The sequence below is a fragment of the Banduia mediterranea genome (genome assembly GCF_031846245.1).
Taxonomy (GTDB): Bacteria; Pseudomonadota; Gammaproteobacteria; order Nevskiales; family Nevskiaceae; genus Banduia; species Banduia mediterranea.
Genome location: NZ_JAVRIC010000003.1, coordinates 21,188 through 45,045, shown reverse-complemented (window position 1 = coordinate 45,045; position 23,858 = coordinate 21,188). Strand labels below are relative to the sequence as shown.

Annotated in this window: 19 protein-coding genes and 2 pseudogenes; 3 read left to right on the top strand and 18 right to left on the bottom strand. The window is 64.2% G+C overall.

Going from position 1 to position 23,858, the window contains the following annotated elements:
- Positions 1 to 83: 83 nt before the first annotated feature.
- On the bottom strand, positions 84 to 3,845 hold the full coding sequence (locus RM530_RS02835) for a beta strand repeat-containing protein (protein ID WP_311363698.1): 3,762 nt from the start codon (positions 3,843 to 3,845) through the stop codon (positions 84 to 86).
- Between RM530_RS02835 and RM530_RS02830 the strand changes: the two genes are divergently transcribed.
- Positions 3,796 to 5,796 (top strand): hypothetical protein, encoded by a 2,001-nt coding sequence (locus RM530_RS02830; RefSeq protein ID WP_311363697.1) that lies wholly within the window; start codon positions 3,796 to 3,798, stop codon positions 5,794 to 5,796. The genes RM530_RS02835 and RM530_RS02830 overlap by 50 nt on opposite strands.
- A 14-nt stretch (positions 5,797 to 5,810) precedes the next feature.
- On the opposite strand, the pseudogene RM530_RS18920 reads toward RM530_RS02830, so the two are convergent.
- The 13 genes and pseudogenes from RM530_RS18920 to RM530_RS02765 form a co-directional block, all read right to left on the bottom strand.
- Positions 5,811 to 7,052, bottom strand: a pseudogene (locus RM530_RS18920) (Ig-like domain-containing protein); the annotation flags it as partial.
- Between the two features lie 305 nt (positions 7,053 to 7,357).
- Positions 7,358 to 7,735, bottom strand: coding sequence for a ZIP family metal transporter (locus RM530_RS02820; protein WP_311363695.1), 378 nt, complete (start codon positions 7,733 to 7,735; stop codon positions 7,358 to 7,360).
- 57 nt (positions 7,736 to 7,792) lie between these two features.
- The gene (locus RM530_RS02815) at positions 7,793 to 8,515 is read right to left on the bottom strand and encodes a glycosyltransferase family 2 protein (RefSeq protein WP_311363694.1); all 723 of its coding nucleotides are present in this window, start codon (positions 8,513 to 8,515) and stop codon (positions 7,793 to 7,795) included.
- Positions 8,512 to 9,147, bottom strand: a complete 636-nt coding sequence (locus RM530_RS02810; protein ID WP_349256162.1) for a class I SAM-dependent DNA methyltransferase — start codon at positions 9,145 to 9,147, stop codon at positions 8,512 to 8,514. Before RM530_RS02810 ends, RM530_RS02815 begins: the two co-directional genes overlap by 4 nt.
- A gap of 5 nt (positions 9,148 to 9,152) precedes the next feature.
- A complete protein-coding gene (locus RM530_RS02805; RefSeq protein WP_432276072.1) occupies positions 9,153 to 9,887 on the bottom strand; it encodes a PIG-L deacetylase family protein in 735 nt (244 codons plus the stop codon).
- Between the two features lie 50 nt (positions 9,888 to 9,937).
- Positions 9,938 to 11,002: an acyl-CoA dehydrogenase family protein gene (locus RM530_RS02800; RefSeq protein WP_311363691.1), complete on the bottom strand. Its 1,065-nt coding sequence runs from the start codon at positions 11,000 to 11,002 to the stop codon at positions 9,938 to 9,940.
- 25 nt (positions 11,003 to 11,027) lie between these two features.
- Entirely contained in the window at positions 11,028 to 13,190 is a 2,163-nt protein-coding gene (locus RM530_RS02795) for a catalase (protein ID WP_311363690.1), read from the bottom strand.
- A 749-nt stretch (positions 13,191 to 13,939) separates the two neighbouring features.
- Positions 13,940 to 14,317, bottom strand: coding sequence for a type II toxin-antitoxin system VapC family toxin (locus tag RM530_RS02790; protein ID WP_311363689.1), 378 nt, complete (start codon positions 14,315 to 14,317; stop codon positions 13,940 to 13,942).
- On the bottom strand, positions 14,307 to 14,561 hold the full coding sequence (locus RM530_RS02785; protein WP_311363688.1) for a hypothetical protein: 255 nt from the start codon (positions 14,559 to 14,561) through the stop codon (positions 14,307 to 14,309). The genes RM530_RS02790 and RM530_RS02785 overlap by 11 nt, the downstream gene beginning before the upstream one ends.
- 710 nt (positions 14,562 to 15,271) lie before the next feature.
- Entirely contained in the window at positions 15,272 to 15,676 is a 405-nt protein-coding gene (locus RM530_RS02780; protein WP_311363687.1) for an HIT family protein, read from the bottom strand.
- A gap of 283 nt (positions 15,677 to 15,959) precedes the next feature.
- The gene (gene zwf, locus RM530_RS02775; protein WP_311363686.1) at positions 15,960 to 17,447 is read right to left on the bottom strand and encodes a glucose-6-phosphate dehydrogenase; all 1,488 of its coding nucleotides are present in this window, start codon (positions 17,445 to 17,447) and stop codon (positions 15,960 to 15,962) included.
- A gap of 144 nt (positions 17,448 to 17,591) precedes the next feature.
- A complete protein-coding gene (clsB, locus tag RM530_RS02770; RefSeq protein ID WP_311363685.1) occupies positions 17,592 to 18,845 on the bottom strand; it encodes a cardiolipin synthase ClsB in 1,254 nt (417 codons plus the stop codon).
- Positions 18,842 to 19,606 carry an endonuclease/exonuclease/phosphatase family protein gene (locus tag RM530_RS02765; protein WP_311363684.1) on the bottom strand — a complete coding sequence of 255 codons (765 nt, stop codon included), beginning with the start codon at positions 19,604 to 19,606 and terminating at the stop codon, positions 18,842 to 18,844. The genes clsB and RM530_RS02765 overlap by 4 nt, the downstream gene beginning before the upstream one ends.
- 136 nt (positions 19,607 to 19,742) lie before the next feature.
- On the opposite strand from RM530_RS02765, the gene RM530_RS02760 reads away from it, so the two are divergent.
- On the top strand, positions 19,743 to 20,696 hold the full coding sequence (locus RM530_RS02760) for a lysylphosphatidylglycerol synthase domain-containing protein (protein WP_311363683.1): 954 nt from the start codon (positions 19,743 to 19,745) through the stop codon (positions 20,694 to 20,696).
- Between the two features lie 12 nt (positions 20,697 to 20,708).
- On the opposite strand, the gene RM530_RS02755 is transcribed toward RM530_RS02760, so the two are convergent.
- The 4 genes and pseudogenes from RM530_RS02755 to RM530_RS18615 form a co-directional block, all read right to left on the bottom strand.
- Positions 20,709 to 21,359, bottom strand: a complete 651-nt coding sequence (locus RM530_RS02755; protein ID WP_349256160.1) for a 2OG-Fe dioxygenase family protein — start codon at positions 21,357 to 21,359, stop codon at positions 20,709 to 20,711.
- A 156-nt stretch (positions 21,360 to 21,515) separates the two neighbouring features.
- Positions 21,516 to 22,157, bottom strand: coding sequence for a DUF2238 domain-containing protein (locus tag RM530_RS02750; protein ID WP_311363681.1), 642 nt, complete (start codon positions 22,155 to 22,157; stop codon positions 21,516 to 21,518).
- An 87-nt stretch (positions 22,158 to 22,244) separates the two neighbouring features.
- Positions 22,245 to 22,421 (bottom strand): SDR family oxidoreductase, encoded by a 177-nt coding sequence (locus tag RM530_RS02745; RefSeq protein ID WP_311363680.1) that lies wholly within the window; start codon positions 22,419 to 22,421, stop codon positions 22,245 to 22,247.
- 3 nt (positions 22,422 to 22,424) lie between these two features.
- Positions 22,425 to 22,571 (bottom strand): annotated as a pseudogene (locus RM530_RS18615) (glutathione S-transferase family protein); the annotation flags it as partial.
- Between the two features lie 210 nt (positions 22,572 to 22,781).
- Between RM530_RS18615 and RM530_RS02740 the strand changes: the two are divergent.
- Positions 22,782 to 23,831 (top strand): cyclic nucleotide-binding domain-containing protein, encoded by a 1,050-nt coding sequence (locus tag RM530_RS02740; RefSeq protein ID WP_311363679.1) that lies wholly within the window; start codon positions 22,782 to 22,784, stop codon positions 23,829 to 23,831.
- The last annotated feature ends 27 nt before the right edge of the window (positions 23,832 to 23,858 follow it).

Sequence of the window (23,858 nt, the reverse complement as noted above, 5' to 3'; positions counted from 1 at the left end):
CGGGATGCATTTGACAAGGGCCTGCGACGAATCCCGGTGGCCCAGCCCCGACCACACAGGGCCGGACTACCCATGCAAATCCGCTACGGCGCACCCACTGTGATCGAAGCGCTAGCATCCAGGCCGACACAATTTACAGTCGCTTGGTCACCGTTGACGATGTTCATACCACTGACCGAAATGCGAACCGAGCCATGGCCGGAAACGCCCGTCGCGGAATCGCCGTCGGAATTTCCGAGAACATCGGCAGCGACTGAAAAATCGCTGTTGTCATCGCGATTAACCTCACTGACAAAGCAACCGAGACCGGTGTACGGCAACGGAATCGTATCGCCCCCATCACGCAGCAGCAGGTCGACGGTTGCCGAACCTCCACTGCCCAATATCACCGTCGCCGGGGACGGCGACAGCGTAGCCCCAGCAATCGCCTTGAAGCAGAACTGCTCCTGATCGATCGCAACGGCGTTGCTGCCGGCGCTGGCCACGGTGATGATCTGGCGGGACTGCGGCACCGTGCCACGACGGTCACGATCCGAATAGGCTCGGTCGATGAACGGATAGCCATAGCACCCGGTGAGGATGGTGCGCACATTGGCCGGATAGGCCAGACGCAATTCAGCAATTCCCTCCTTCACGATGCCCGTTCCCGGCGTCAGGCCTCCATCTTCGTCGAGCCCGAAAATCTGCACGCCCAGCAGAGAGGCGCCGACGAACATCTCGCGGCCGCTTTCGCTGGTCATGTAGCTTTGCTGGGCACTCAATTGTGTGGCGCTGTCCACGTTGTCGACCAGGCGGCGCTTGTCGTTAGTGGTGGCATTGCGCAACAGGACCAGGTCTCCGGTCTGGATCGTACGGTCGGTTCCATTTCGCAGGATCGGACTGGTGAAATCGCTGGCATCCGCCTGAAGGCTCGGCGCGGAACAACCGGTCGCCTCGCCGTCAGGCAAGGGTTCGGTCGTACAACGCCGCCGGATCAGGCTAGTGCCCGAGCGGTTCAGCTCGGAGGATCCCGCGGTCTTGTCGCCGGTGTTGTCATGCATCATGACCGAATCCATGACGGCGAAGTTAACCACCGTGCCATCCGGCACGGCATTGCCATAGCGATCGGTGACGTCCACCTTGCCGATAAGCCGATAGTTGCCGTTGTCGAGATTCTCCACCGCACCGGTGATCGGCCCGGAGAACACAATCGTATGCGGCGGACCGCCGGCGATCGATACCTGCGGCAGGCTGGCGCGGGCACTGATACTGGTGCCGTCAAAGTCGAGAACCGAGAATTCGATCTCGACGATTCCAGAGGCCGTTCCGCTCAATAGCGTCAAGACCGCAACGCCGTCGCGCGTACGGACATCGAGCGTGTCCGAGGTGCCGCTACTGATGACAGTTCCATCGGCGTCGCGTCCGGCAATCGCCTCACCGCCTCCCGGCCGGGTCACGAAACGCGCTTGCAGGTTGTTTAGCGAACCGTTGCCGTAGAGCGACTCGTCGATGACATTGCCCGCAGAGTCGAGCACGGTCACGGTGATCGAGGTCTGATCGTTCTGCCCGACGCCGGCCACGCTCAGTGACGGATCGACGACGACGAAACGGATCGAAGCCGGATCGCCAGTGCTGGCGGACTCGAAGCTGACTTCGGTCGAAAGTCCGGGCAGGTCCTGGACGCTAATGGTCGCCGTTCCCGGCAAACTCGGCGAACGCAGTTCCAGACTGGCCCGCCCACTGGCGAGGCTGGCGGTATTGCCGGAAACGAAGGCGCCAGCAGTAGTCAGCAGGCGAACCGTACGACCATCCGGCAAGGGATTGTCGAAACGGTCGTTCAGTATCACGGTCACCGTCGTCGTCGAAGCTCCATCGGAAAGCAGCGTCGTCGGATTGGCCGTAATGCTCGAATGGCCGGCATCGGCCGCGGCCGGGACGACTTGAAGTTGATCCTCGTCTGAAATTCCGGCCACCGCCGCCCGAATCGATAGCGTGGTCGCGAAGTTCGGTGGTGCTAGCTGAACGCGCGCGCGCCCCGTCGCGTCGGTTGTCGCCATAGTGCTGGAGAGACTGCCCGCCGTCGTGGTGAACATCACGCTGGCGCCTGCCACCGGATTACCGGCGGGATCGGCCACAAGGGCATCGACCGCGACGTCGCCGTCTCCAGCCGCGACCGAATCCGTCCCCAAATTTAGGGTGAGCTGCGCCACCAGCGCATTGGCTGCGCTGGATACGACAGTCGCCGTCCCGTTCTTACCGCCTGCGGTTGCTACATTGATCGTATCCGTGCCCGCCGCTGGTCCGGTTTGATAAGCAACCGTCGCCCTACCATTACCATCCGTCGTGGCGGTAGCCGACACCAGAGTTCCACCGGTGTTATTGCCGACAATCGAGAACAGCAACTGTTCATCGGACACCGGATTGGCATTGGCATCCAATATCGTCGCCGTCAACGTGGTGCTGCCGCCGACCACCACCGCGCCCGGACTCGGCGAAAGCGAGACACCGTCGGGTTCACCCGGAAGGAACTGCACCGAAGTGGATGCCGAGAGCCCCGGCACCGTGGCTGTGATCGCCGCTGAACCAATCGTTGTGGGCGATTGCAATCGCACCGTCGCGGTCCCGGATGGGTCCGTTGTCGCATCAGCCGGCGACAAGGTTCCGGCTGAAGTTCGGAACATGACCGGTGCATTGCTGACCGGCGCACCATTGGAATCGAGGACCGTGGCGATCAGGGTTGTCGAATCCGCGCCATTGGCAACAATGCTGTCATTCGCAGGCTGCACATCGAGCATGCCGAGTTGCACTGTCACGGCGATATCGATGCTTTTCGCCGTCAGCGATGCCACGCGTGCGCGCACCGTGTCGGTCACCGCTGTAAATGTGTTCGACCCCGCTGTGTAGCTCGTCGTCGCGCGTCCGTTCGCATCCGTGACCACACTGGTGCTTGCCAGCGTCGCCCCGGAATTGTCCGTTGGCAGGTCGAACAGGACTGTCGTGCCCGACACAGGGTTGCCATCGGCGTCCAATACCGAAGCCTGCACAATGCTCGTACCGCCAATCGGCACGACGACCGGCGACGCATTCAATTCGACCCGTGACGCCGCGCCGGCAACAAAACCAACCGTTGCCTGGTCAGACTTTCCGCCCGCGAACGCACGAACCGTCGCTGTGCCGACGGTGTCCGTTGCGTCGAACGTCACTTCGGCAATACCCGAGGCATTGGTCGTCGCACTGTCGGCACTCAGCATCCCCAGCGTCGTCGCGAAGCTCACGCTCACCCCCGACAGCGGACCGCTGTCGCCGGAAATCGTCGCCCGCAACGTCGTGCTACCGCCCACCGGTACTTCATTCGCCCCCGGCGTCAGCACGATCGTCGTCACCGCTTCGGCGGACGGATCAATACTCAGCGTTGCCGTGCCCGATACACCCGAGGCGGTGGTCACCGTCAGCGGCACACTGGTCGGGCTGCCATCCGGCGTGTACGCCAGTTGCGCCACGCCGTCCGAGCTCGTCACCGCCGAGGCCGCATTCGTCCCCGTCGACGCGAAACTGCCCGCCCCGCTCGGCGCCGAGAAGTCCACGCGCTGGTTACCCACCGCGTTGCCGTTGGCGTCCGTCACCCGCGCCACTACCGTCGTCGCCCGGTTCGGCGCCACTGTCGACGGCGCCAGGCTCACGGCCACCGCCGTAGGTACACCCGCTGTAAATGCCACCTGCACATTACTGGAAAATCCACCCGAGCTCGCCGTCACCGTCGCCGTACCGACCGTATTGGTGGCCTTCAGTGTCACTTCGGCAATGCCTGAAGCGTTGGTGATCGCGCTGGACGCTCCCAGCATCCCCAGCGTCGTCGCGAAGCTCACGCTCACCCCCGACAGCGGACCGCTGTCACCGGAAATCGTCGCCCGCAACGTCGTGCTACCGCCCACCGGTACTTCATTCGCCCCCGGCGTCAGCACGATCGTCGTCACCGCTTCGGCGGACGGATCAATACTCAGCGTTGCCGTGCCCGATACACCCGAGGCGGTGGTCACCGTCAGCGGCACACTGGTCGGGCTGCCATCCGGCGTGTACGCCAGTTGCGCCACGCCGTCCGAGCTCGTCACCGCCGAGGCCGCATTCGTCCCCGTCGACGCGAAACTGCCCGCCCCGCTCGGCGCCGAGAAGTCCACGCGCTGGTTACCCACCGCGTTGCCGTTGGCGTCCGTCACCCGCGCCACTACCGTCGTCGCCCGGTTCGGCGCCACTGTCGACGGCGCCAGGCTCACGGCCACCGCCGTAGGTACACCCGCTGTAAATGCCACCTGCACATTACTGGAAAATCCACCCGAGCTCGCCGTCACCGTCGCCGTACCGACCGTATTGGTGGCCTTCAGTGTCACTTCGGCAATGCCTGAAGCGTTGGTGATCGCGCTGGACGCTCCCAGCATCCCCAGCGTCGTCGCGAAGCTCACGCTCACCCCCGACAGCGGACCGCTGTCACCGGAAATCGTCGCCCGCAACGTCGTGCTACCGCCCACCGGTACTTCATTCGCCCCCGGCGTCAGCACGATCGTCGTCACCGCTTCGGCGGACGGATCAATACTCAGCGTTGCCGTGCCCGATACACCCGAGGCGGTGGTCACCGTCAGCGGCACACTGGTCGGGCTGCCATCCGGCGTGTACGCCAGTTGCGCCACGCCGTCCGAGCTCGTCACCGCCGAGGCCGCATTCGTCCCCGTCGACGCGAAACTGCCCGCCCCGCTCGGCGCCGAGAAGTCCACGCGCTGGTTACCCACCGCGTTGCCGTTGGCGTCCGTCACCCGCGCCACTACCGTCGTCGCCCGGTTCGGCGCCACTGTCGACGGCGCCAGGCTCACGGCCACCGCCGTAGGTACACCCGCTGTAAATGCCACCTGCACATTACTGGAAAATCCACCCGAGCTCGCCGTCACCGTCGCCGTACCGACCGTATTGGTGGCCTTCAGTGTCACTTCGGCAATGCCTGAAGCGTTGGTGATCGCGCTGGACGCTCCCAGCATCCCCAGCGTCGTCGCGAAGCTCACGCTCACCCCCGACAGCGGACCGCTGTCACCGGAAATCGTCGCCCGCAACGTCGTGCTACCGCCCACCGGTACTTCATTCGCCCCCGGCGTCAGCACGATCGTCGTCACCGCTTCGGCGGACGGATCAATACTCAGCGTTGCCGTGCCCGATACACCCGAGGCGGTGGTCACCGTCAGCGGCACACTGGTCGGGCTGCCATCCGGCGTGTACGCCAGTTGCGCCACGCCGTCCGAGCTCGTCACCGCCGAGGCCGCATTCGTCCCCGTCGACGCGAAACTGCCCGCCCCGCTCGGCGCCGAGAAGTCCACGCGCTGGTTACCCACCGCGTTGCCGTTGGCGTCCGTCACCCGCGCCACTACCGTCGTCGCCCGGTTCGGCGCCACTGTCGACGGCGCCAGGCTCACGGCCACCGCCGTAGGTACACCCGCTGTAAATGCCACCTGCACATTACTGGAAAATCCACCCGAGCTCGCCGTCACTGTCGCTGTGCCGACACGCAATGAGCTCTGCAACGTGACCTGGGCAACGCCCGACGCATTTGTCATCGCGCTTAAAGCGCTGAGCGTTCCCAGTGTAGTGCCGAAATTAACTGGGATGCCGCTGATCGCTCCGGCATCGGTCGCGACAGTCGCACGTAGGACCGTCGTGCTTCCCCCTGCAGCTATCGTTGATGCTCCGGACGAAACATTCACCGCCGATATCGTGGCCGCCGCAGTGCTAACGTCGATTGACGCGTTCGCACTCACCCCATTGGCCATCCGCGCCTGAATCGTTTGCGTACCGGTGCCAGACGACGTGAACGTCGTCATGGCCTCACCGTTGCTGTTGGTGGCGACGGTCGTGCTCGACAAATGTCCGTTGCCCGACGTCGAAAAGGATATTGTCTCTCCGGGGACGCGATTGCCGTTCTCGTCGGCTACGAAGGCCAAAACGGAGGCATTTGCGCCTGGAGCAATCGACGTCGGAGCTACGCTGAGCGTAATCACGCTTGCATCTGCCGGCACGAAGTCCAAGGCGGAGGTAGCGCTGTATCCCGCTGCGGATGCAGTAACAGTGACCGAGCCAGCGATCGTGCCCGCCTGCAAAACCACCTGCGCAACCCCGTCTGAATTGGTGATTGAGCTGCTGGCCGAAAGACTACCCGCCGATGCAGAAAAGCTGACGATCAATCCGCTGACTGCAGCCCCCTCAGTGTCGGTCACCGTCGCGCGTAACGCGACCGTAGACGACCCGTCGGCGACCAGCCTGTCGGCCCCCGTCGTCAGCTCCAGACTTCCCGCAAGCACTGCGCTGGCGCTGATCGTCAGATCAGCCGTGGCGAACAATCCACCGGCCGTCTGGCCGCGCAGCGTATCGACGCCGGAACTGGAACCGGCCGTGTAAGTCGTTAGCGCCCGTCCGTTCGCGTCTGTACTAACCTGAACGTCGGAAAACGTACCCCCGCTTTGGTTCTGTACATTATCGAAACGAACAGCTTCGTTGGCGATCGGATTGCCGTTGGAATCCAGTGCCTGCACAGAGACGGTCACGGGCTTATCCGGTCGTACGGACGACGGCGACAACGAAAGTACAAGTCTGCTGGTATTAGCTGCAACGAAATCCACAGAAGTGGTTGCGGAAATTGCAGTGCCAGGATGTCGCGCGGTAATCGTCGCTCGCCCGACGATCGTAGATGACGTCAACCGAATGGCGGCGACCCCACTGGAGTCAGTGCTTGCAGAACTCTCCGAGAGCGTCCCGGCGGTGGTGGAAAACGTGACAGTTTCGCCACCAACGCCGTTACCGTCAGCATCCTGAACCACAGCGCTTAAAACGGCCGTGGATTCTCCATCAGCAAGTATCTGCGCTTGGACGCTACTTAAGACTAGGGCTGCGACAGGACCAACACTCCCGCTGTCACCCCCGCCATCTCCACCATTATCGAAGCCGCCGCCATCCGACGAAAAGCCGCCGCCGCCTCCACAGGCCGCGAGTGCCGACACCAGCAACAGGGCGAATGCCCCCCGAATCCCCCGAACGCGCATCGATTCCCCACTCGCCACGAGTGTCGCGGCGTTTTTAAGAGTCGCCGCGATCCTAATTCAAAAGCGCCAATCGCAACAAGCAATTCCGACACTTAGGCAAAGCGCTTTCGAGGCATCTGGTGGCCTGGCGCTGGTGATTTTTATACATTCGAGGGTTTTGCGAAATTCCCGCTGAAGTTGGCTTGAGTGCTTGCGCCTGCCGCGCGCTGGTTAAGTTGCGACCAATCCGGAAGCCTTTGACTGAAATCCGGATATCGATATGGTCAAGTAGTGTCCATGTCTCGGTTTAGCGGGTGAACTTAGGGTCAGGTCTTGCTTCTTGACGAAACCTGTCGATCAACACCTCGCGCGATCCGGCTTACGGTCGAGTAGTGCAGACCGAAGTGCGCGCCGATCTCCGGTCGAGCCCGTCGAGAAAGGCGGCGCTCGTCGCCAGCGCCACCCAGGGGCCGCCGTTGTCGAAGGCTTCCGGGAACATGTGCCCGGTCCAGCATGGTGTCGAGCAGGATAAAGACCAGCGTTCCGGACAGCTGCCCGGCGAGGACGAAGCCGATCGCCCCCTTCTCCACCGACTCCGCCATCAGCTCGAAGCTCAGCGCGACGACCTGCGTACCGGCGCCGAACGCGATGATCGCCGCCAGCTTGCGCCGCGGGATTGGCAGCGCCAACTTGCAGGCGACCACCGATCGAAAACGCGGAACTGGCCAGCAGGCCATAAGCAGGGCGCCGTCATTGCGGCCTCATTCCGCCGTCTCGGCCAGGGCGGCGGCGCTGCCGAGCGCCTGCGCCGAGGTGTCGACGACGCTGGCGCCGACGCGATACAGACCATCGATGAAGTCGCCGAAACCGCCGCGGGCGCGCGCGACGAGACGGGCGCTGGTGGCGACCCGAGGTGCCGCGCTCCAAGCGATGGCGAAGCCGGCGCGTTCCAAAGCCGCGGCCAGGGCCACATCCTCGCCGACCGCCAGCGGCGCGAATCCGCCGACGGCCAGATACGCGGCGCGCGAGACGCCGAAATTGGTGCCGTGGACGTGGCGGTGGCCGTCCCGATCGCGGTAGCCGGCATCAAAGCGCGCGCGTACCTCGGCGCTGTGCGCACCCCAGTCGCGGACCGTGACCGAGCCGCAGACCGCGTCGGTCTTGAGGTTGAGCTGGCACGGCAGCCAGTCGGCGGCGACCACCGAATCGGCATCGGTGAACGCCAGCCAGCGGGCGCCACGCGCCAGCAGCCACTCGGCGCCGCGACGCCGCGCATGACCGACGTTGCGCACCTCGACGGCGACGCAGCTCACGCCGTAGGCGCTGGCGATTTCCGCGCTGGCATCGGTGCAGGCATCGAGCACGACGACAATCTCGACCGGCTCGCCGCCAAGGTCCGGGTGCCGCGCCGCGGCCAGCACCGCCGCCAGAGAGTCTCCCAGCAAGGCTTCTTCGTTATGCGCGGGTATGACGATGCCGATCATCTCGTTTCTTGCTCCGATGGTGTGGGGTCGGTCATTGCGGAAAGGCCTTCACGGGCGGCCACCGATGTCGGGTCCGGCGACCAGGCTTCCAGCAGAAAATCGGGTTCCTCGTGGCGCAGCAGTCGCGGCAGGCCGAGTGCGGCGAAAGCAGCGTGCACCGCATCGCCGGCGCGCACGGCTTCGGCAAAGCGGTGGCGCCAGTGGCAGGCCAGCAGCACACCGCCATCGCCCAGGCCGGCGCGCGCGCGGCGCAGCAGTTCGTCCAGATCCCGGTCGCCGAGGTAGTAGCCGAGTTCGCTGACGACGATCAGCTCGAAAACGCCGTCGGGCCAGTCCTGTGGCAGACGGCGGCGTTCCACGCGTGCCTGCGGATATCCCGCCAGGCGCAGCCGTGCCCGATGCAGCGCGCCTTCGTGAAAATCGCAGGCCAGCAGGTGTTCGCAACGGCCGGCCAGTTCGGCGGCCAGTTCGCCGGTGGCGCAGCCCGCTTCCAGCGCACTGCGATAGCGGCGGTGCGGCAACGCAGCCAGTGTCAACGCGCGCTTGCGCTGTTCGTACCAACGTGTGCGGAAGCCCCAGGGGTCCGCGCTGTCGCGGTACAGGCTTTCGAAATAATCCTCGTCTGCGGCCAGGCCGCTCATGTAAAGAAGACCTCGTAGGGGCGCAGCCAGCGCGCCAGCGCCGCGGTGCCGAGAATCGGCGGCGCGCCGCGCGTGGCGTCGGCTTCGAGCTGGCTGCGATGGCAGGCGATCGCGGCGCGCTTGCGCGCCAGCGCCGCGTCTCCGAGTTCGAACCGGATGGCCCGCTGCCAGGGCACGCGCTCGGAGCCTGGCTGCGCCCAGTGCCACATCCACACCGGCATCTGCAGCAGGCGCGCGCCGCGGGCGGCACAGGCCCGGGCGGCGGCCTGCCCCACCGCTTCGTGATCGGGATGGCCGTCGCAGGCCCAGGTCGCGAACACCACATCGTCTTGCCGCAGCGTCTCGCCGAGCCGGCGGGCCAGACCGGGGATGTCCGAGGCAAGTTGCCCGTCCGCGTAGCCGAGTCGGTCGATGCCGGCGGCAAGTCCCAGCGCCTGCAAGCCCTCGCTGCGCTCGGCGCCGCGTCGTGCCGCCAGCGCCTTTGCGTGCCACAGCGCCGAACCGGGATGCGAGCCCTCGCCTTCGGTCACGCCGACGATCAGCACCTCGCGCCGGCGCTCGGCGAGCGCGCTCAGCAGGCCGCCGGCACCAAGGACCTCGTCATCCGGATGCGGCGCAACGATCACCGTGCGCCGGCCCGGCGGAACCAGTTCGTCCAGCCCGGCGCGCGACAGCTGCGCGAGACCTCGCCATGATCGCCACGCGGCCTCCGGCGTGCCCTCGCCGACGATCTCGCGGCCTTCTCCGGCATGCGGCGCTTCGCCCGCCGGCACACGAAGCGCTACAGCGTCCACGGCGCCTCCCGCGGTGCGGCGAGCAGTTCGCCGAGCGTCTGCAGATCGCGTTCGGCATGGCACTGGCGGATGAACACCGGCAGGTCCGCGGCACGGCGCGCGAAATCGCCGTGCTGACAGAACGGCGCCGCGCCGAGCGCGCGGCCGACGTGGTCGAGCACGAAGCCGGCGGTACGCTCCGCGGCCGCGCGGGCGCGCAAGGCGATCAGCTGCGCATAGGCCGCCGGACGGCGGTCGATTTCGGCGGCCGTTTCGCGCAGCAGCGCAGCGGTGCGGCTCAGGGCCACGTCCACCGCCCCGAGATGGGCGGCGGCATGCGGCTCCGGCCGCTGCGCGATGCGCTGACGCAGCGGCCCGGCCAGGATCGCCGTCGCGCCGTACCAACAGGCGGCGATGCCGGCGCCGCCCTGCCAGAATCCCGGCCGGTTCACATAGGCCCCGAGTTCGCCGACCAGCCGTGCCTTGGCACCGTCGAAGCTCACTTCGACGCTGGCCGATTCCGCCATGCCGACCGCTTGCCAGCCCTCGTCGCTGACTCGCACGCCAGGCTGGTTCATCGCCACGGCCGCCAGCAGCGGTCCACGATCGGCGCCGCCGTCCTCGCGCTGCCAGCAGGTGACGAGGGCGTGACTCACCGATGCGGCACCGGAGCACCAGGCCTTGCGACCATCGAGCCGCAGCGTGTACCGGCTGTCTTGCCGGCTCTGTGCGTACAGACGGGCGTTCGGCGGTTCCGCGGCCCATACACCCCAGCTCGCGTTCCAGGGTTCATCGGGCGCATCGCCCAGTTCGGCGCGGATCGCCAGTGCGTCGGTATGGCCCTCGTAGAGCTTGACCAGGCTCAGGTCATGCGCGGCGACCGCGGCCAGTGCGCGCCAGCGGTCGAGCGTTTGCCCGCCGCCGGGCAAGGGCAGCCGGTCGAATCCGGCCTCGATCAGCGCCGCAAGCTTGTCGACTGCGGGCATCGCTCCGCAGCGCTCAAGAAGCTCGTCGATTGCGACGGCCGAGACCGGCTCCGGCAGGCCGCCCGCACCGGAATCCGGCGGCGTCATTGCGTTGTCCCGCGAAAGGTGGCGCTCATGCGTCCACCATCGCGCGGCCGCTGCGCTCCCAGTGCCGGTGCTGGGCGATGCTGCCGACAAACTGTTGCGTGAATGCCTTCCAGTCCACCGACTCGCCCGCCACGGTGACCACGCCGGCATCGTCGACGATCTGCTCGGAGTCCGCATAGTCCACCTTGGGCAGGCGCTCGCGCTGGAGCAGCGCCACCGCCGCGCCGCTGGCCGCCAGCGCCTTGCCGTGGCGGAAGGCTTCCTTGAAGAAGTGCACGGCGTCGGCATCCTGGCCGATCGCCTTGGCACTGGCCTCGCCGCCGGCGACATAGACGGCGTCGAACAGGGTCGAACGCGAGGTCATGAACGACAGGTCCGGCTTCATCTCGCTGCCATCTTCGGCGGTGATCGTGCCAAGGCTGCCGGCGATCAGCATGCACTGGCCGCCGCCGTCGCTGACGGCTTTCTTCACGGCACTGACGCCGGCCGCATCGAAGCCGTCCATCGCCAGGATCGCGAGCTTGCGCGTGGCGATCGTCTCCGGGTTTCCGGTCACCATCGACAGCGCCGGCGATTTTCCGGGCTTGGCGGCTCCGCGGCGCTCGTTGGGCTGGGTGCCGGTGTAGTCGTCGAGATAGCTCAGGTCGGGATCCGGTTCGATGCCGAGATTGGCGGCCACGCCGGCGGCCAGGTTCTCATCGATGTGGGCGAGTAGCGCGACCACGCGGCGGCGCACATGCGGCACGTCGCATTTGCCGAGTTCGAAGGACAAGGCCTCCACGATGTGCTGTTGCTCGACCGCGCTCTGGCTCTGATAGAACAGCGTGGCCTGCGTGAAGTGGTCGGCGAAGCTGGGGCTGCGCGCGCGCAGCTTCTCGCCGTCCACGCGCGTGGCCACGGACTGGAAGCTGCGCGGCGCCCCGCCCTGCACCGGGCAGTTGCCGGCCAGCGAATTCGGCTCGTAGGCGGTGCGGCCGCGGTCGATGGCCTGCCGCCCATAGCCGTCGCGCTGCAGGTTGTGCACAGGACACACCGGCCGGTTGATCGGGATTTCGTTGAAGTTCGGACCGCCCAGCCGGATCAGTTGGGTATCCAGGTACGAAAACAGCCGCCCCTGCAGCAGCGGGTCCTCGGAGAAGTCGATGCCCGGCACGATGTTGGCCGGGCAGAATGCGACCTGCTCGGTTTCGGAAAAGTAGTTGTCGGGGTTGCGGTCGAGCACCAGCTTGCCGATCTTGCGCACCGGCACCAGTTCCTCGGGGATGATCTTGGTCGCATCGAGCAGGTCGAAGTCGAACTGGTCGGCTTGGTCTTCCTCGACCACCTGCACGCCGAATTCCCATTCCGGATAGTCGCCGTTGTCGATCGCCTCCCACAGGTCGCGGCGGTGGAAGTCGGGGTCCTGGCCACCGAGCTTCATCGCCTCGTCCCAGACCAGGGCGTGCGTGCCGAGCCTGGGCTTCCAGTGGAACTTGACGAAGCGCGACTTGCCGCTGTCGTCGATCATGCGGAAGGTATGGATGCCGAAGCCCTCCATCATCCTGTAGCTGCGCGGAATCGCGCGGTCGGACATGATCCACATCGCCATGTGCATGGATTCGGGCATCAGCGACATGAAGTCCCAGAATGTGGAATGCGCGCTCTGCGCCTGCGGGATTTCGTTGTGTGGTTCGGGCTTTACCGAGTGGATCAGGTCCGGGAACTTGATCGCGTCCTGGATGAAAAACACCGGGATATTGTTGCCGACCAGATCCCAGTTACCGTCCTCGGTGTAGAACTTCACCGCGAAGCCGCGCACGTCACGTGCGGTGTCGGCGGAGCCGCGAAATCCTGCGACGGTCGAAAAGCGCACGAACACCGGCGTCTTCTTCGACGGGTCCTGCAGGAAACTCGCGCTGGACAGCGTGTCGCCCAGCGGCTCATAGGCCTGAAAGTAACCGTGTGCGGCCGCGCCCCGCGCATGCACCACCCGTTCCGGAATCCGTTCATGGTCGAAGTGGGTGATCTTTTCGCGCAATACGAAATCTTCCAGCAGCTGCGGGCCGCGGATTCCGCTCTTCAGGGTGTTCTGATTGTCGGCGATGCCGATGCCCTGGTTGCTCGTCAGGCCGCCGCCGTCATTGCTGCGATGAAAAGCGGAAAGCTGGTCCTGCTTGCTGTCGTGATCGGGGGCGTTTTGTTTGGCCATGTGCGTCTCTCCATAAGGCAGTGCTCGGCGTTGGATGGGCATGCGATCTCGACCGCCTCGCTACCATGAAGACGGCGTCGTTAATGCAGGGTGAAGCCGGCACGGATGTGCGTTTGCCTGCCCCGACGACATCCGAAAGCGGACGAAACGAACGATCAGAGCTCGGGAGCAGACTTGCGCGGACGGTGCGCATTTGGCGTACCCGGCCAGGAAAGTTCGCTGCATGTTCCATCGACTGCGAAATGCACGACCGTGGAGATGGGGCCCGTCAAATTGCGGACTGGCGATGGCCTGGCTGGCGTCGTCCGGTATCTCTGAACCCGGGCCGGGCAGCGCATAGGCGATCAGGTGATTGCCGGTTCGGGGGTACAGTGCTTGGTGACCACCCCGCGGCCGTCTCTACCGCGCGCCTGAAAGGCTTTCCCCCTCTATTCAGCGTCTCACTCACCCCCCGCGTCAGAATAGTTGTCGCTTCGATTGGAAAGCCATAGAGGGGGCGAAAGGATGATGACGTGGCTCGATACGGACAAGGATTCAAGGACCGGGCGGTGGCGAGATTGCTACCGCCGGAGAGTGCAGGCGTGCGGAGAAAGATGTTCACAGCGCGGCTTTATTCTATCGGATACAGTCTGTCAAGTTGCGGATTCGTCTGATGTCAGCCCCAATCGGGATAGGGGCGGGGCCTTACGGCCCGACCCGCCGGGTGGCTGATCAGAAGTCAGCCCTTACCCGATCAGGTGGCAACTCGCTCATGGCCGAAACTGCTTCAACTGAAGCTCTTTTACACATTTGAAGTGTTTGATATTGGCGCTGAGCAAGACCTGGTTTCCCTCAACCGCCGTAGCCGCTACAAGTGCGCCGGCAACACCGATGGAATGGGATAGCGCGTACTCTTCGACGTAGATAGATGCCCTATGGCCAATGTTCTCGGTCAGAGGAAGCGTGGAAAATCCGAAATCTTTCAGAAAACCTTTAATTTCGTGAGTTTCGTGCTTGTTTTTGGACCTCTGCAATAGCTCCATGTACGTAACCAAGGAGATACTTCTGTTTTCTTCAGAATCAACAGCTCGTGCTGCCTTGGGACTGCCCCGGAGAAACCAAATGAGAACGTCGGTATCAAAGATCATCGAATCTCCGCCGCCTTAGATCCGCTACTTGTTCTTCAACACTTAAAGGTTCCGCTCGGTCAGCCCAGATGCCGAATGCCTTATGCTGTGACGCCAGCTTTGATTCATCAGTGACCCGACTATCAATGGGCTCCATAATGGCTGCAGGCTTCCCTCGATAGAGCACAGTCACACGCTCTTTTCGGCTCAAAGCCTTGATGATTTCAGCGGACTTCTTCCGCAGGTCGACGAATGATGCCTCCATGCCAGGCGCTCCATATATGTGTACACAGTGACTGTACACTTCAGACCGCCCCCCGGAACAAGTGGGTATTCCATCTGGCGAACGTGCGAGTCGACGAACAGAAATCGCATGGAAGGCCAGTCCGTGGGTGAGTCAGCACCAGATGACCAAGCCCAACCGGAACGATTGACAGGGTAAATGCGGCGGTTGTGCACGGAAAGTTCATGTTCTTATTCGGGGAGAGCTGCCGGCCATGCGCCGTGGCGTCGACGTGAGTCCCGGACGGTTCACCGGGTGATCAAGGACCCGGCGCGAGGACGGACGGCCCGTGGTCGCGAGCGAAACAGCCGAACACGTCGGTGATGATGCAGCGCGTATCGCCGCAAGGCGCTACGTGAGACGGCAGCAGTCAGCACAGACCATAGTGGTTGCGGGCACGCAGCGAAGGGTCGAACAGGAAACGACAAGAGGGAGCCGTGAGCCACTCGGACTCGGCATCGACCCCGACCGGAGGGGTACGGTGACGGTATACAAAATGCGTGAATTGGTTCGGGCCGAATAGGGGAAACAGTAAACTGTCACCGTAACCCCTGACGATCCAAGGCACAGGTCGCTTCACGACGCCGTCGTGTCGGCCGGGGCACCATCGTGGAGGATCTTTTCAGGGAGCCTTGCCATGATCGACGTGCTGCGCACGCCAGATGAATGCTTCGAAAACCTGCCGGGGTTCATCATTCGGCGAGCGATTCGAGAGCCTGCCGGATCAGGTGCGCTTTCTCGGCCAGCGCTTGCGCGTCAGGCTGCTGAACCTGCGAAAAATCGAAGGCACCCAGGCTCTCGGCCGGCAGTATGTGCAGATGCACGTGTGCGACCTCGAATCCGGCGATCATCATGCCGACGCGCTTGGGAGACAGCGCCTTCTTGATGGCCCTGGCGATGCGCTGGCCGGTCAGCATCAGATGGCTCGCCAGCGGCGCCGGCAGATCGTCCCAATGATCGATCTGCTCGCGGGGAATCAGCAGGACATGGCCGGGGCGGATCGGGGCAATCGTCATGATCGCCACGCACTGATCGTCCTGCCACACAAAATGGCCGGGCAGTTCGCCCTTGATGATCTTGGTGAAAATGCTGTCCACAAGCGCTCCTGTTGCGAAGTCCGGGCGGACCATCGTAGCAGCCACGCGATCGATGTTCGCGGCGGCGCGAACGGGCTGAAACTCCCGGTGTCTCGCAAGAGATGGCGGCACGCTCGCGGAACGGGCACGGTACCGACTCATCAACGGTCGGGGACTCGATGAATCAAACACTGTTCGCGGCCGATCAGACTTGGGCGCTGGCTTGGGCGCTGGCCGCCATCCTGTTCGGTGCAGGCGCCTTCGGGCTACTGTGTCAAACTTGTTGCGTGCGATCGGCTGAGCATCAGTCGTGCCACGCACGCCCGGCGCGTTCGATCAGCGCGAACGCGCCGGCCGGCCCCCAGCCTCCGGCCGCGTACGGCTTGACCCCGAGGCCGGACTGCTTCCAGGCGTCGACGACACCGTCGACCCATTTCCAGGCCTGTTCGACCTCGTCTCTCCGCACGAACAATGTCGGATTGTTGTCGATCACATCGAGCAGCAGGCGCTCGTAGGCGATGCGGCGGCGCTCGGTATCGGCGCTGGGCTGCGAGCCCAGACTCAGCGGTAGCGCACGCAGTGCCATGCCTTCGCGGGCCAGTCCCGGTTTCTTGTTGATCAGCAGCATCGAGATGTCTTCGTCCGGCTGCAGGTCGATCACCAAACGATTCGCTGTCAGGCCCGCGTTGCCGGTCTTGCCGAAGATCGAATGCGGCACATCACGCAACTGGATGACGATTTGGGTTCTGCGCTCTGCCATGCGCTTGCCGGTGCGCAGGAAAAACGGCACACCGGCCCAGCGCCAGTTGTCAATTTCCGCACGCAGTGCGACGAAGGTTTCGGTGTCGGTCGCCTGGCCGCGTTCGTCCGCGTAGGCGCGAGTGGGCTTGCCATCCGTCAGACCGACTCCGTATTGCCCGCGCACGCTGGCATTGCCCGCCGCCACCGGTGTCATCGGCCGCAGCGCCTTGAGCACCTTGACCTTCTCGTTGCGCACCGAGTCCGGATCGAGATCGGCCGGCGGCTCCATCGCCACCAGACACAGTAGTTGCAGAATGTGGTTCTGCACCATGTCGCGTAGCGCGCCGTATTCGTCGTAGTACGGCCAGCGGTCGCCGACGCCTTCGGTTTCGGTCACCGTGATCTGCACGTGATCGATCGTGAGATTGTTCCAGAGCCGTTCGAACAGACTGTTGGCGAATCGCAGCGCCAGCAGGTTCTGCACCGTTTCCTTGCCCAGGTAGTGGTCGATGCGGAACACGCGATCCTCGTCGAAAGCCTCGCCGACCGCGCGGTTGATCGCCCGGGAACTGGGGAGGTCGCGCCCCAGTGGCTTTTCCAGCACCACGCGCGCCGGCGCGGCTGACAGCCCGGACTCGCGCAAGGTGCCACAGATCGCTGAATACAGGCTCGGTGAGGTGGCGAGATAGAACATTGGCACCTGAATATCGAGCTGTTTCAGACGCGCTGCGAGTTCGACCACGCCATCGGCGCGCGTGGCGTCGCCGCGACAGTAGTCGATGCGCTGCAGCAAGGTTTCGAGTTTGGCCTCATCCACAGGGCTGCCGGTATGGCGCAGCCGAATGGCCTCGGCAACGCGTACCCGGAAACCCTCCGTCGTGCTCGCTTGCCGGGCCACGCCGACAATCCGGAACGATTCCGGCAGAAATCCGTCCACGGACAAGGCATAGAGCGACGGAAACAGCATGCGCAGCGCTAGATCGCCGGTCGCGCCGAACAGCACCACGGCGTCCGCGCGCAATTCGCTGTCGAGTCTGGGAAGCGTGTCCATCAGCGGCGTGATTCCGGTCAGTTGTCGTCTCGGGAGACTGCCACGATATCAAGTCGGGCTGGAACCATGGCGATCTGCGCTGCGCCCATCTGGCCCTTGATGCGAAACTCCGGCATTCAGGTTTGCGCGTGCTGAAACTCAGCCTCACTTCTCGCGTGGTGACAGCGCGACATTGCCATTGGCTCCTGGCCAGTCCGGCGCTTCGCTGCGCAGCGGTTCGATCTTGGTGAGCTTGCCGGCATGTGCCGGGAACCAGCCGGCCCAGGCTGGGAAATGCCGCAGAAAGTGAAACACGAAGAACGTGATGACGCGCTGCCAGATCAGCGGGCGATGCGCGTGCTCGCTGACGATGCGTTGGCAATGCTCGTCGATCAGCCATTCCATGTGCTCGCGCAATCCGGCATTGAAGGACCGGTCGCGAATCATCAGATTGGCTTCCAGGTTCAGCGCCAGGCTCAGCGGATCGAGGTTGCTGGAGCCGACCGTGGACCATTCCTCGTCCGCCAGCGCGATCTTGGCGTGCAAGGGACGCTCGACGTATTCATAGATTTCGACACCTGCGCGCAGCAGATAATCGTACAGCGACATCGCCGCCCAGCGCATGATCTTCTTGTCCGGTTGCCCCTGCAGGATCAAGCGCACGCGCACTCCGCGGCGAGCGGCATTGCGGAATTCGCGCAGTACGCGATAGCCCGGAAAGAAATAGGCGTTGGCGAGCATCACCTCCCGGTTGGCCGAACGGATCACGGCGCGGTAGTGCTTTTCGATATCGTCGCGATGATTGACGTTGTCACGGGTCACGAACAACACCTGAGCGCCTTCGCTCTGCGGCAACGCCGGGTCTGGTGCCCAGCGCGCGCGCCGGCGCCACCAGCGGCGCGCGGGCTTTCCGGCCATGGCGCGCAGCATGAAGCTGCGTATGTCGTCCACCACCGGACCGCGCACCTTCACGGCATAGTCCTGTTTGCCCTCTGGGCCGAAATCACGCAGGTGGTCATGGGAATAGTTGATGCCGCCGACCCAGGCGTCAGTGGCGTCCACCACCACCAGCTTGCGATGCAGCCGCCGGAACAGATTGGTGCGCATGCCCAGCAACTTGGGCCGCGCGCCGAACACCTGCACCTGCACGCCGGCCGCGCTCAGTTCCGACAGGTACTGCGCGCTGAGGTCCGGTGAGCCGTATCCATCGACCATCAGATTGATGCGCACGCCGCGCTTGCCGGCATCGACCAGCACTTCGTGCAGTTCAAGACCGACCTTGTCCTCGAACAGGATGAAGGTTTCGATCAGCACTTCTTCACGGGCACCGCGAATCGCATCGAACACGCTGGGAAAGAAGCTCTCTCCGTTGATCAGCAGCTCGACCTTGTTGCTGTCCCGCCACGCAGGATCGCTCATATTTCCACCTCGACGCAGAGTGCGGCATGGTCCGAAAGCCGGGACCAGGGTTTGTCCGAAAGAATGTTCGCGCGCCGGATACGGGCGTCGCGATAGTAGACGCGGTCCAGTCGTAGCATCGGCCATCGCGACGGAAAGCTGCGCGCCGCCCGACCGTGCAGTTCGACGAACGCCTCGCGCAGACCGGCTTCGCGGCTCAACGGCTGGTGTGCACGCACGCGCCAGTCGTTGAAATCGCCGGCCACGATCAGCGGCGCGCCCGGCGGCACGCGCTCGTCGGCCAGCTTGCCGAGCAATTGAAGCTGGTGCTGGCGATGCGTTTCACGCAGCCCCAGATGTGCGCAGACGACATGCGTGTCCAGATCCAGGCCCGGCAACTCCAGCGTGCAATGCAGCAGGCCGCGACTTTCCGAACCGGCCACCGACACATCGAAATTGTGATGCTGTCGGATCGGAAACTTCGACAGTACGGCATTGCCGTGATGGCCACCGGGATAGACGGCATTGCGCCCATAGGCGAACTCGCCCCAGATCGTGTCAGCCAGGAATTCGTATTGCGGCGCCGAGGGCCAGTTCTCGTAGCGCGTGGAATGCTCCTCGTGCTGACCCAGCACTTCCTGCAGGCACACCACATCGGCCGACACCTCACGCACCGCGTCGCGCAGTTGATGCAGGACGAATTTCCGGTTCAGCCAATTGAACCCCTTGTGCAGGTTCAGCGTCAGCAGTCGAAAGGACGTTTGCGTTGCGTCCGAACTCATCGTGTCTTCATTGTTCCGGGAACCAGCCGTATCGATCATGTTCAAGGCCATTAAGGTTCTCGTCGGGCCAATGAACCCATGCTTAGCGCCATTCCCGCTCCGCGCCTCCCCTCGCCTGCCTGCTTGCCTGGATTCGATGAAACTGAAGAAACACTGGCTGCAGCGCGCCCGAATGATCTTGATGCCGGTGCTGTCGCTGTTCGTGATCGGCTTGGTGGTGACTCGCGTCGATACGATCAAATGGCACGAAGTGGCTCAGGCCCTCACCAGTTTCGACGCCCTCACCATGGCCGAAGCCTTGGCGCTGGCGGCGCTGAGCCTGCTGATCTGCAGTGCCTACGACCTGTTCGGCCGGCACTACATCGGACACAAGCTGCCAAAGCCGCTGGTGATGCGGATCGCCTTTGTCGGCTATGTGTTCACACTGAATCTCGGCTCGCTGATCGGTGGCATGGGGTTCCGCTTCCGGCTGTACACGCGCTTCGGCCTCAGCGCCGGCGACACCGGCAAGGTCATCGGCACCAGCGTATTCACCAACTGGGCCGGCTACGTGCTGCTGGCCGGGCTGGTGTTCACGATTGCTCCGCCCCACATCACGCTGATCCCGCTGCCCTTGCTGCGGGTGCTGGGCCCGGCCCTGCTGCTGGTCACCGCCGGCTATCTGACGCTGTGCTTTATCGGCCACGGACGTGAGTGGGAATTCAAGCGTTGGAAGCTCTATGCGCCGCCGCCGCTGTTCGCGCTGCTGCAACTGGTCGTATCCAGCGCAAGCTGGCTGTTGATCGTGGCCGTGATCCACCGCTTCATGCCCGAGGAAGTCAGCTATGCGGCGGCTCTGGTGGCCTTGCTGGCGAGCGCCATCGCTGGCGTCGTCAGTTTCGTGCCCGGCGGGCTGGGCGTGCTCGAATCGGTGTTCATCGCACTACTGGGTTCCGAAGTACCGGCGAACCGCTTGCTTGGTGCGCTGATCGCCTACCGCATGGCCTACTACTTCATTCCGTTTGCACTGGCGATCCTGGCCTATCTGAGCCTGGAATGGCGGGCGCGGCGCGGCGTCGAGGGGCTTGCCGAAGCCGGCGAGGCCCGCTGAAGCTCGGGCCGTTCAGTCCTGTCGGCGGAACGTGGCGACCAGTACGTCACGATAGGCCGGCAGGTCCACGTCGACCGGCTCGACCGGCGTCACGCCATGAAACACGCGGGAGTCTTCGACCAACGCGGCGTCGAAAGGCGCCGACAAGGTGAAGCTGCCGAGTTCACGCCGTTCCAGATCGTGAATCGACGTCGTGCCGCTGGCGATGTTGTGACGCCGCACCAGCATCACCAGAACATAGTCCACGCCGTCGCGATGCATGCCTTCCGGTGTAGGCTGGCCGAACTGGTCGGCATGCGCCTCGATTCTGAACTGATGCAGTTCGATGAACCATCGCGACGCTTGCGGTGCCAGCGATTCGAACAGCGCCTGCGCCGCCGCCAATATCGTGCGCAGGCTCGCGCTGTTACCGGTCGACTCCGTAACCGGCGCGAACCAGCGGGCGACGCCGCCGTTGAGCGGATTGTAGTCGCGGGTCTGGAAGTGTGGCGCGTGCGCAAGACGCCGTGCCGCCTGCCCGGCCTGCGCCTCGAATGTGGCGTGACGGCGGCGGCGATAGCGCCCGCCATCGGCCATGTGCGTATCGATTTCCAGATCGTTCCAGCTTTCGGCGAACGCATCCCAGTCGTGCAGGGGACCGGCGAGTTCCAGCAGCTCGCGCATTTGCGCGCCCCGGACGAAGGCGAAGGCCTGGCGCTCGATCCGGCGCTGGAGCGCATTCGTCAATCGTACTTCGCAGTCGGCGTCGCTCAATTCGAGGTCCAAGGGGGAAGGCAGGCAAACGACGGAACGTGAATTCTACGACGAGAGCCCGGCAACTCAGCCACCCTGTCGAGAGCACAGGCGGATCGTGATCGCGGCCAGCGTTGCGCCGGCGAGATTCGAGATCAGATCCCAGCCGGTATTCACATAGCCGCCTACATTGGTACTCGGCAGACTCAGCACGGCGATGAACTCGATCACCTCGTTGAGGGCGCCGAAGCCGATGCCCGCCGCGACGCACAGGATCAGCAGGCCAAGGCTGGGCCGGATCGCCGCGCCGTCGGGGGCTCGCAGACTATGGCTGAGCACATGCCAGCATACCCAGGTGGTGGTGCCGAAGCCGTAGGCGTGCACGATCTGGTCGTACTTGAGGTGGCCCGGAACCAGCCACAGCGAATACAGCACGGCCTGATCGCCGTCATACGGCCATCCGCCAGGAACCGGGACCAGCCCTCCCGCCATGTGCAACAGGCCCCAGACCGACAAGGCCCACAGAATCGGTGCGCTGAGCGTCACCCGCGAGTGCAGCAGTCCGATGGCCGCGATCAGCACCAGCATGACCACGATGTAGAACACGAATTCGCCGTTGCCGCCGAGCAGCGATGCGACGACGGCCGCGACGATATAGGCGACGGTAAAGCCGGCCACGCCCCATAGGGGCGGTTTGGCGGGCGACGATGGCGTGCTAGGGTCTTGCATGGTCGGTTGGATCCTGGTCATTGGCGGGAACATACATACATGCAATTGGCCGGCGCTAGCGCCTTCCCTGCGCAGGAGCCGGCGGACTCAGGTCATTTTCGCCACCATGCCCAAGGGCAGATGGCGCATCAGCAGGCCCATCAGCTTCCATGGCCAGACTGGCACGCAGGCGGTCTGCGGCTCGCGCTCGATGGCACGGACCAGCAACCGCGCACCGGTTTGTGCACTGACTTCGAACGGCAGTTTCTGCGCGTGCGCGTTCATCTGAATACGCTGCAACCCGTCGCAGGTCTTTGGGTAGCTCGCATCGAGACCACCACGAGCCGATGCGCCTTCCAGCGGGAAACTGATCTGAATATCCGCCGCGCTGATTTCGGCACCGGCGAACCAGGCGGACTGGCTCAGCTCTCCTTCGCGAATTATTGAGATGATGAACGGCGATCATCGGACAATTATCCTTTGAAGCCTGATTCGGGGTTTGGGGGTTTGGGGGTTTGCGCCGATTGTGCGTGAATCCCGACAATGGCGAAACGCGGGTCGGCGTACCGTCCGGCTTGCAGGTTTGTCCGCAAGAGGGTCTGCAAGACTGATATAAAGGCCTTCCACGATCGAGAATTGGCTTCGATGACGGACGATTCCGCAGTCGATCCGCGACTGTTCCAGGACCTGGTACCGCTTGGCAGTCTCAAACCGGAGCGTCAGAGGGATCTGGCCCGAAAGGCGCATCTGCAGTCCTTGGCACCCGAAGAGTTCCTGTTTCGGCAGGGCGATGCTGCGGACGAAGCGCTATACCTGCTTGAAGGCGAACTGGTGCTGCAGGACGACCAGGGCAAGCCCCTCAACGCCATCCTCGCCGGCCAGATCGCCGCCCGGCATCGTATCGCACACCAGTCGCCACGCGCGCTCTCCGCGCGCTGTCGCACGGCCTGTCGCGTGCTGCGGGTGGATGCCGGTCTGCTCGACGTGATGCTGACCTGGGACCAGACCGGTACGTTCGAGGTGCAGGAACTCGATTCCGCCCCCGGGGATTCCGGCGACTGGATGGGGCGCCTGCTGCAGATGAAGACCTTTCAGCGCGTGCCACCGGCCAATCTGCAGGCGATGTTCATGCGTCTGCAGGAAGTGTCGGCGCAACCCGGCGAGGTCATCGTCAAGCAGGGTGCGGAAGGCGACTACTTCTACGTGGTCGTGGAAGGTCGTTGCCTGGTCACGCGTGAACCGCCCTCAGGCAAGGCGGTCCGTTTGGCCGAGCTGGAGTCCGGCAATGTGTTCGGCGAGGAAGCCCTGATCGCGGACGAAACCCGCAATGCCACGATCACCGCGCTGACGCCGTGCCGCCTGATGCGCCTGGCCAAACAGGATTTCCGCACCCTGCTGGATGAACCGCTGTCACGTCGGATCGATCGAAACGCAGCGCAGGCGCGTGTGGACGCCGGCGAAGCGGTCTGGCTGGATGTGCGTCTGCCCAGCGAATTCCAGGCGGACTCGCTGCCGGGCAGCATCAACCTGCCACTGTACATGCTGCGGCCACGCATCGGCATGCTGAAAACCGAAACGACTTACGTCGTGGTCTGCGACAGCGGCCGCCGCAGTTCGGTGGCCGGCTTCGTGCTGACGCAGAAAGGCTTCGACGCCTACGTGCTCGACGGCGGTCTGGACGGCCATCGCGATTGAATCGGCTTGAAACCGGGATACCGTGCC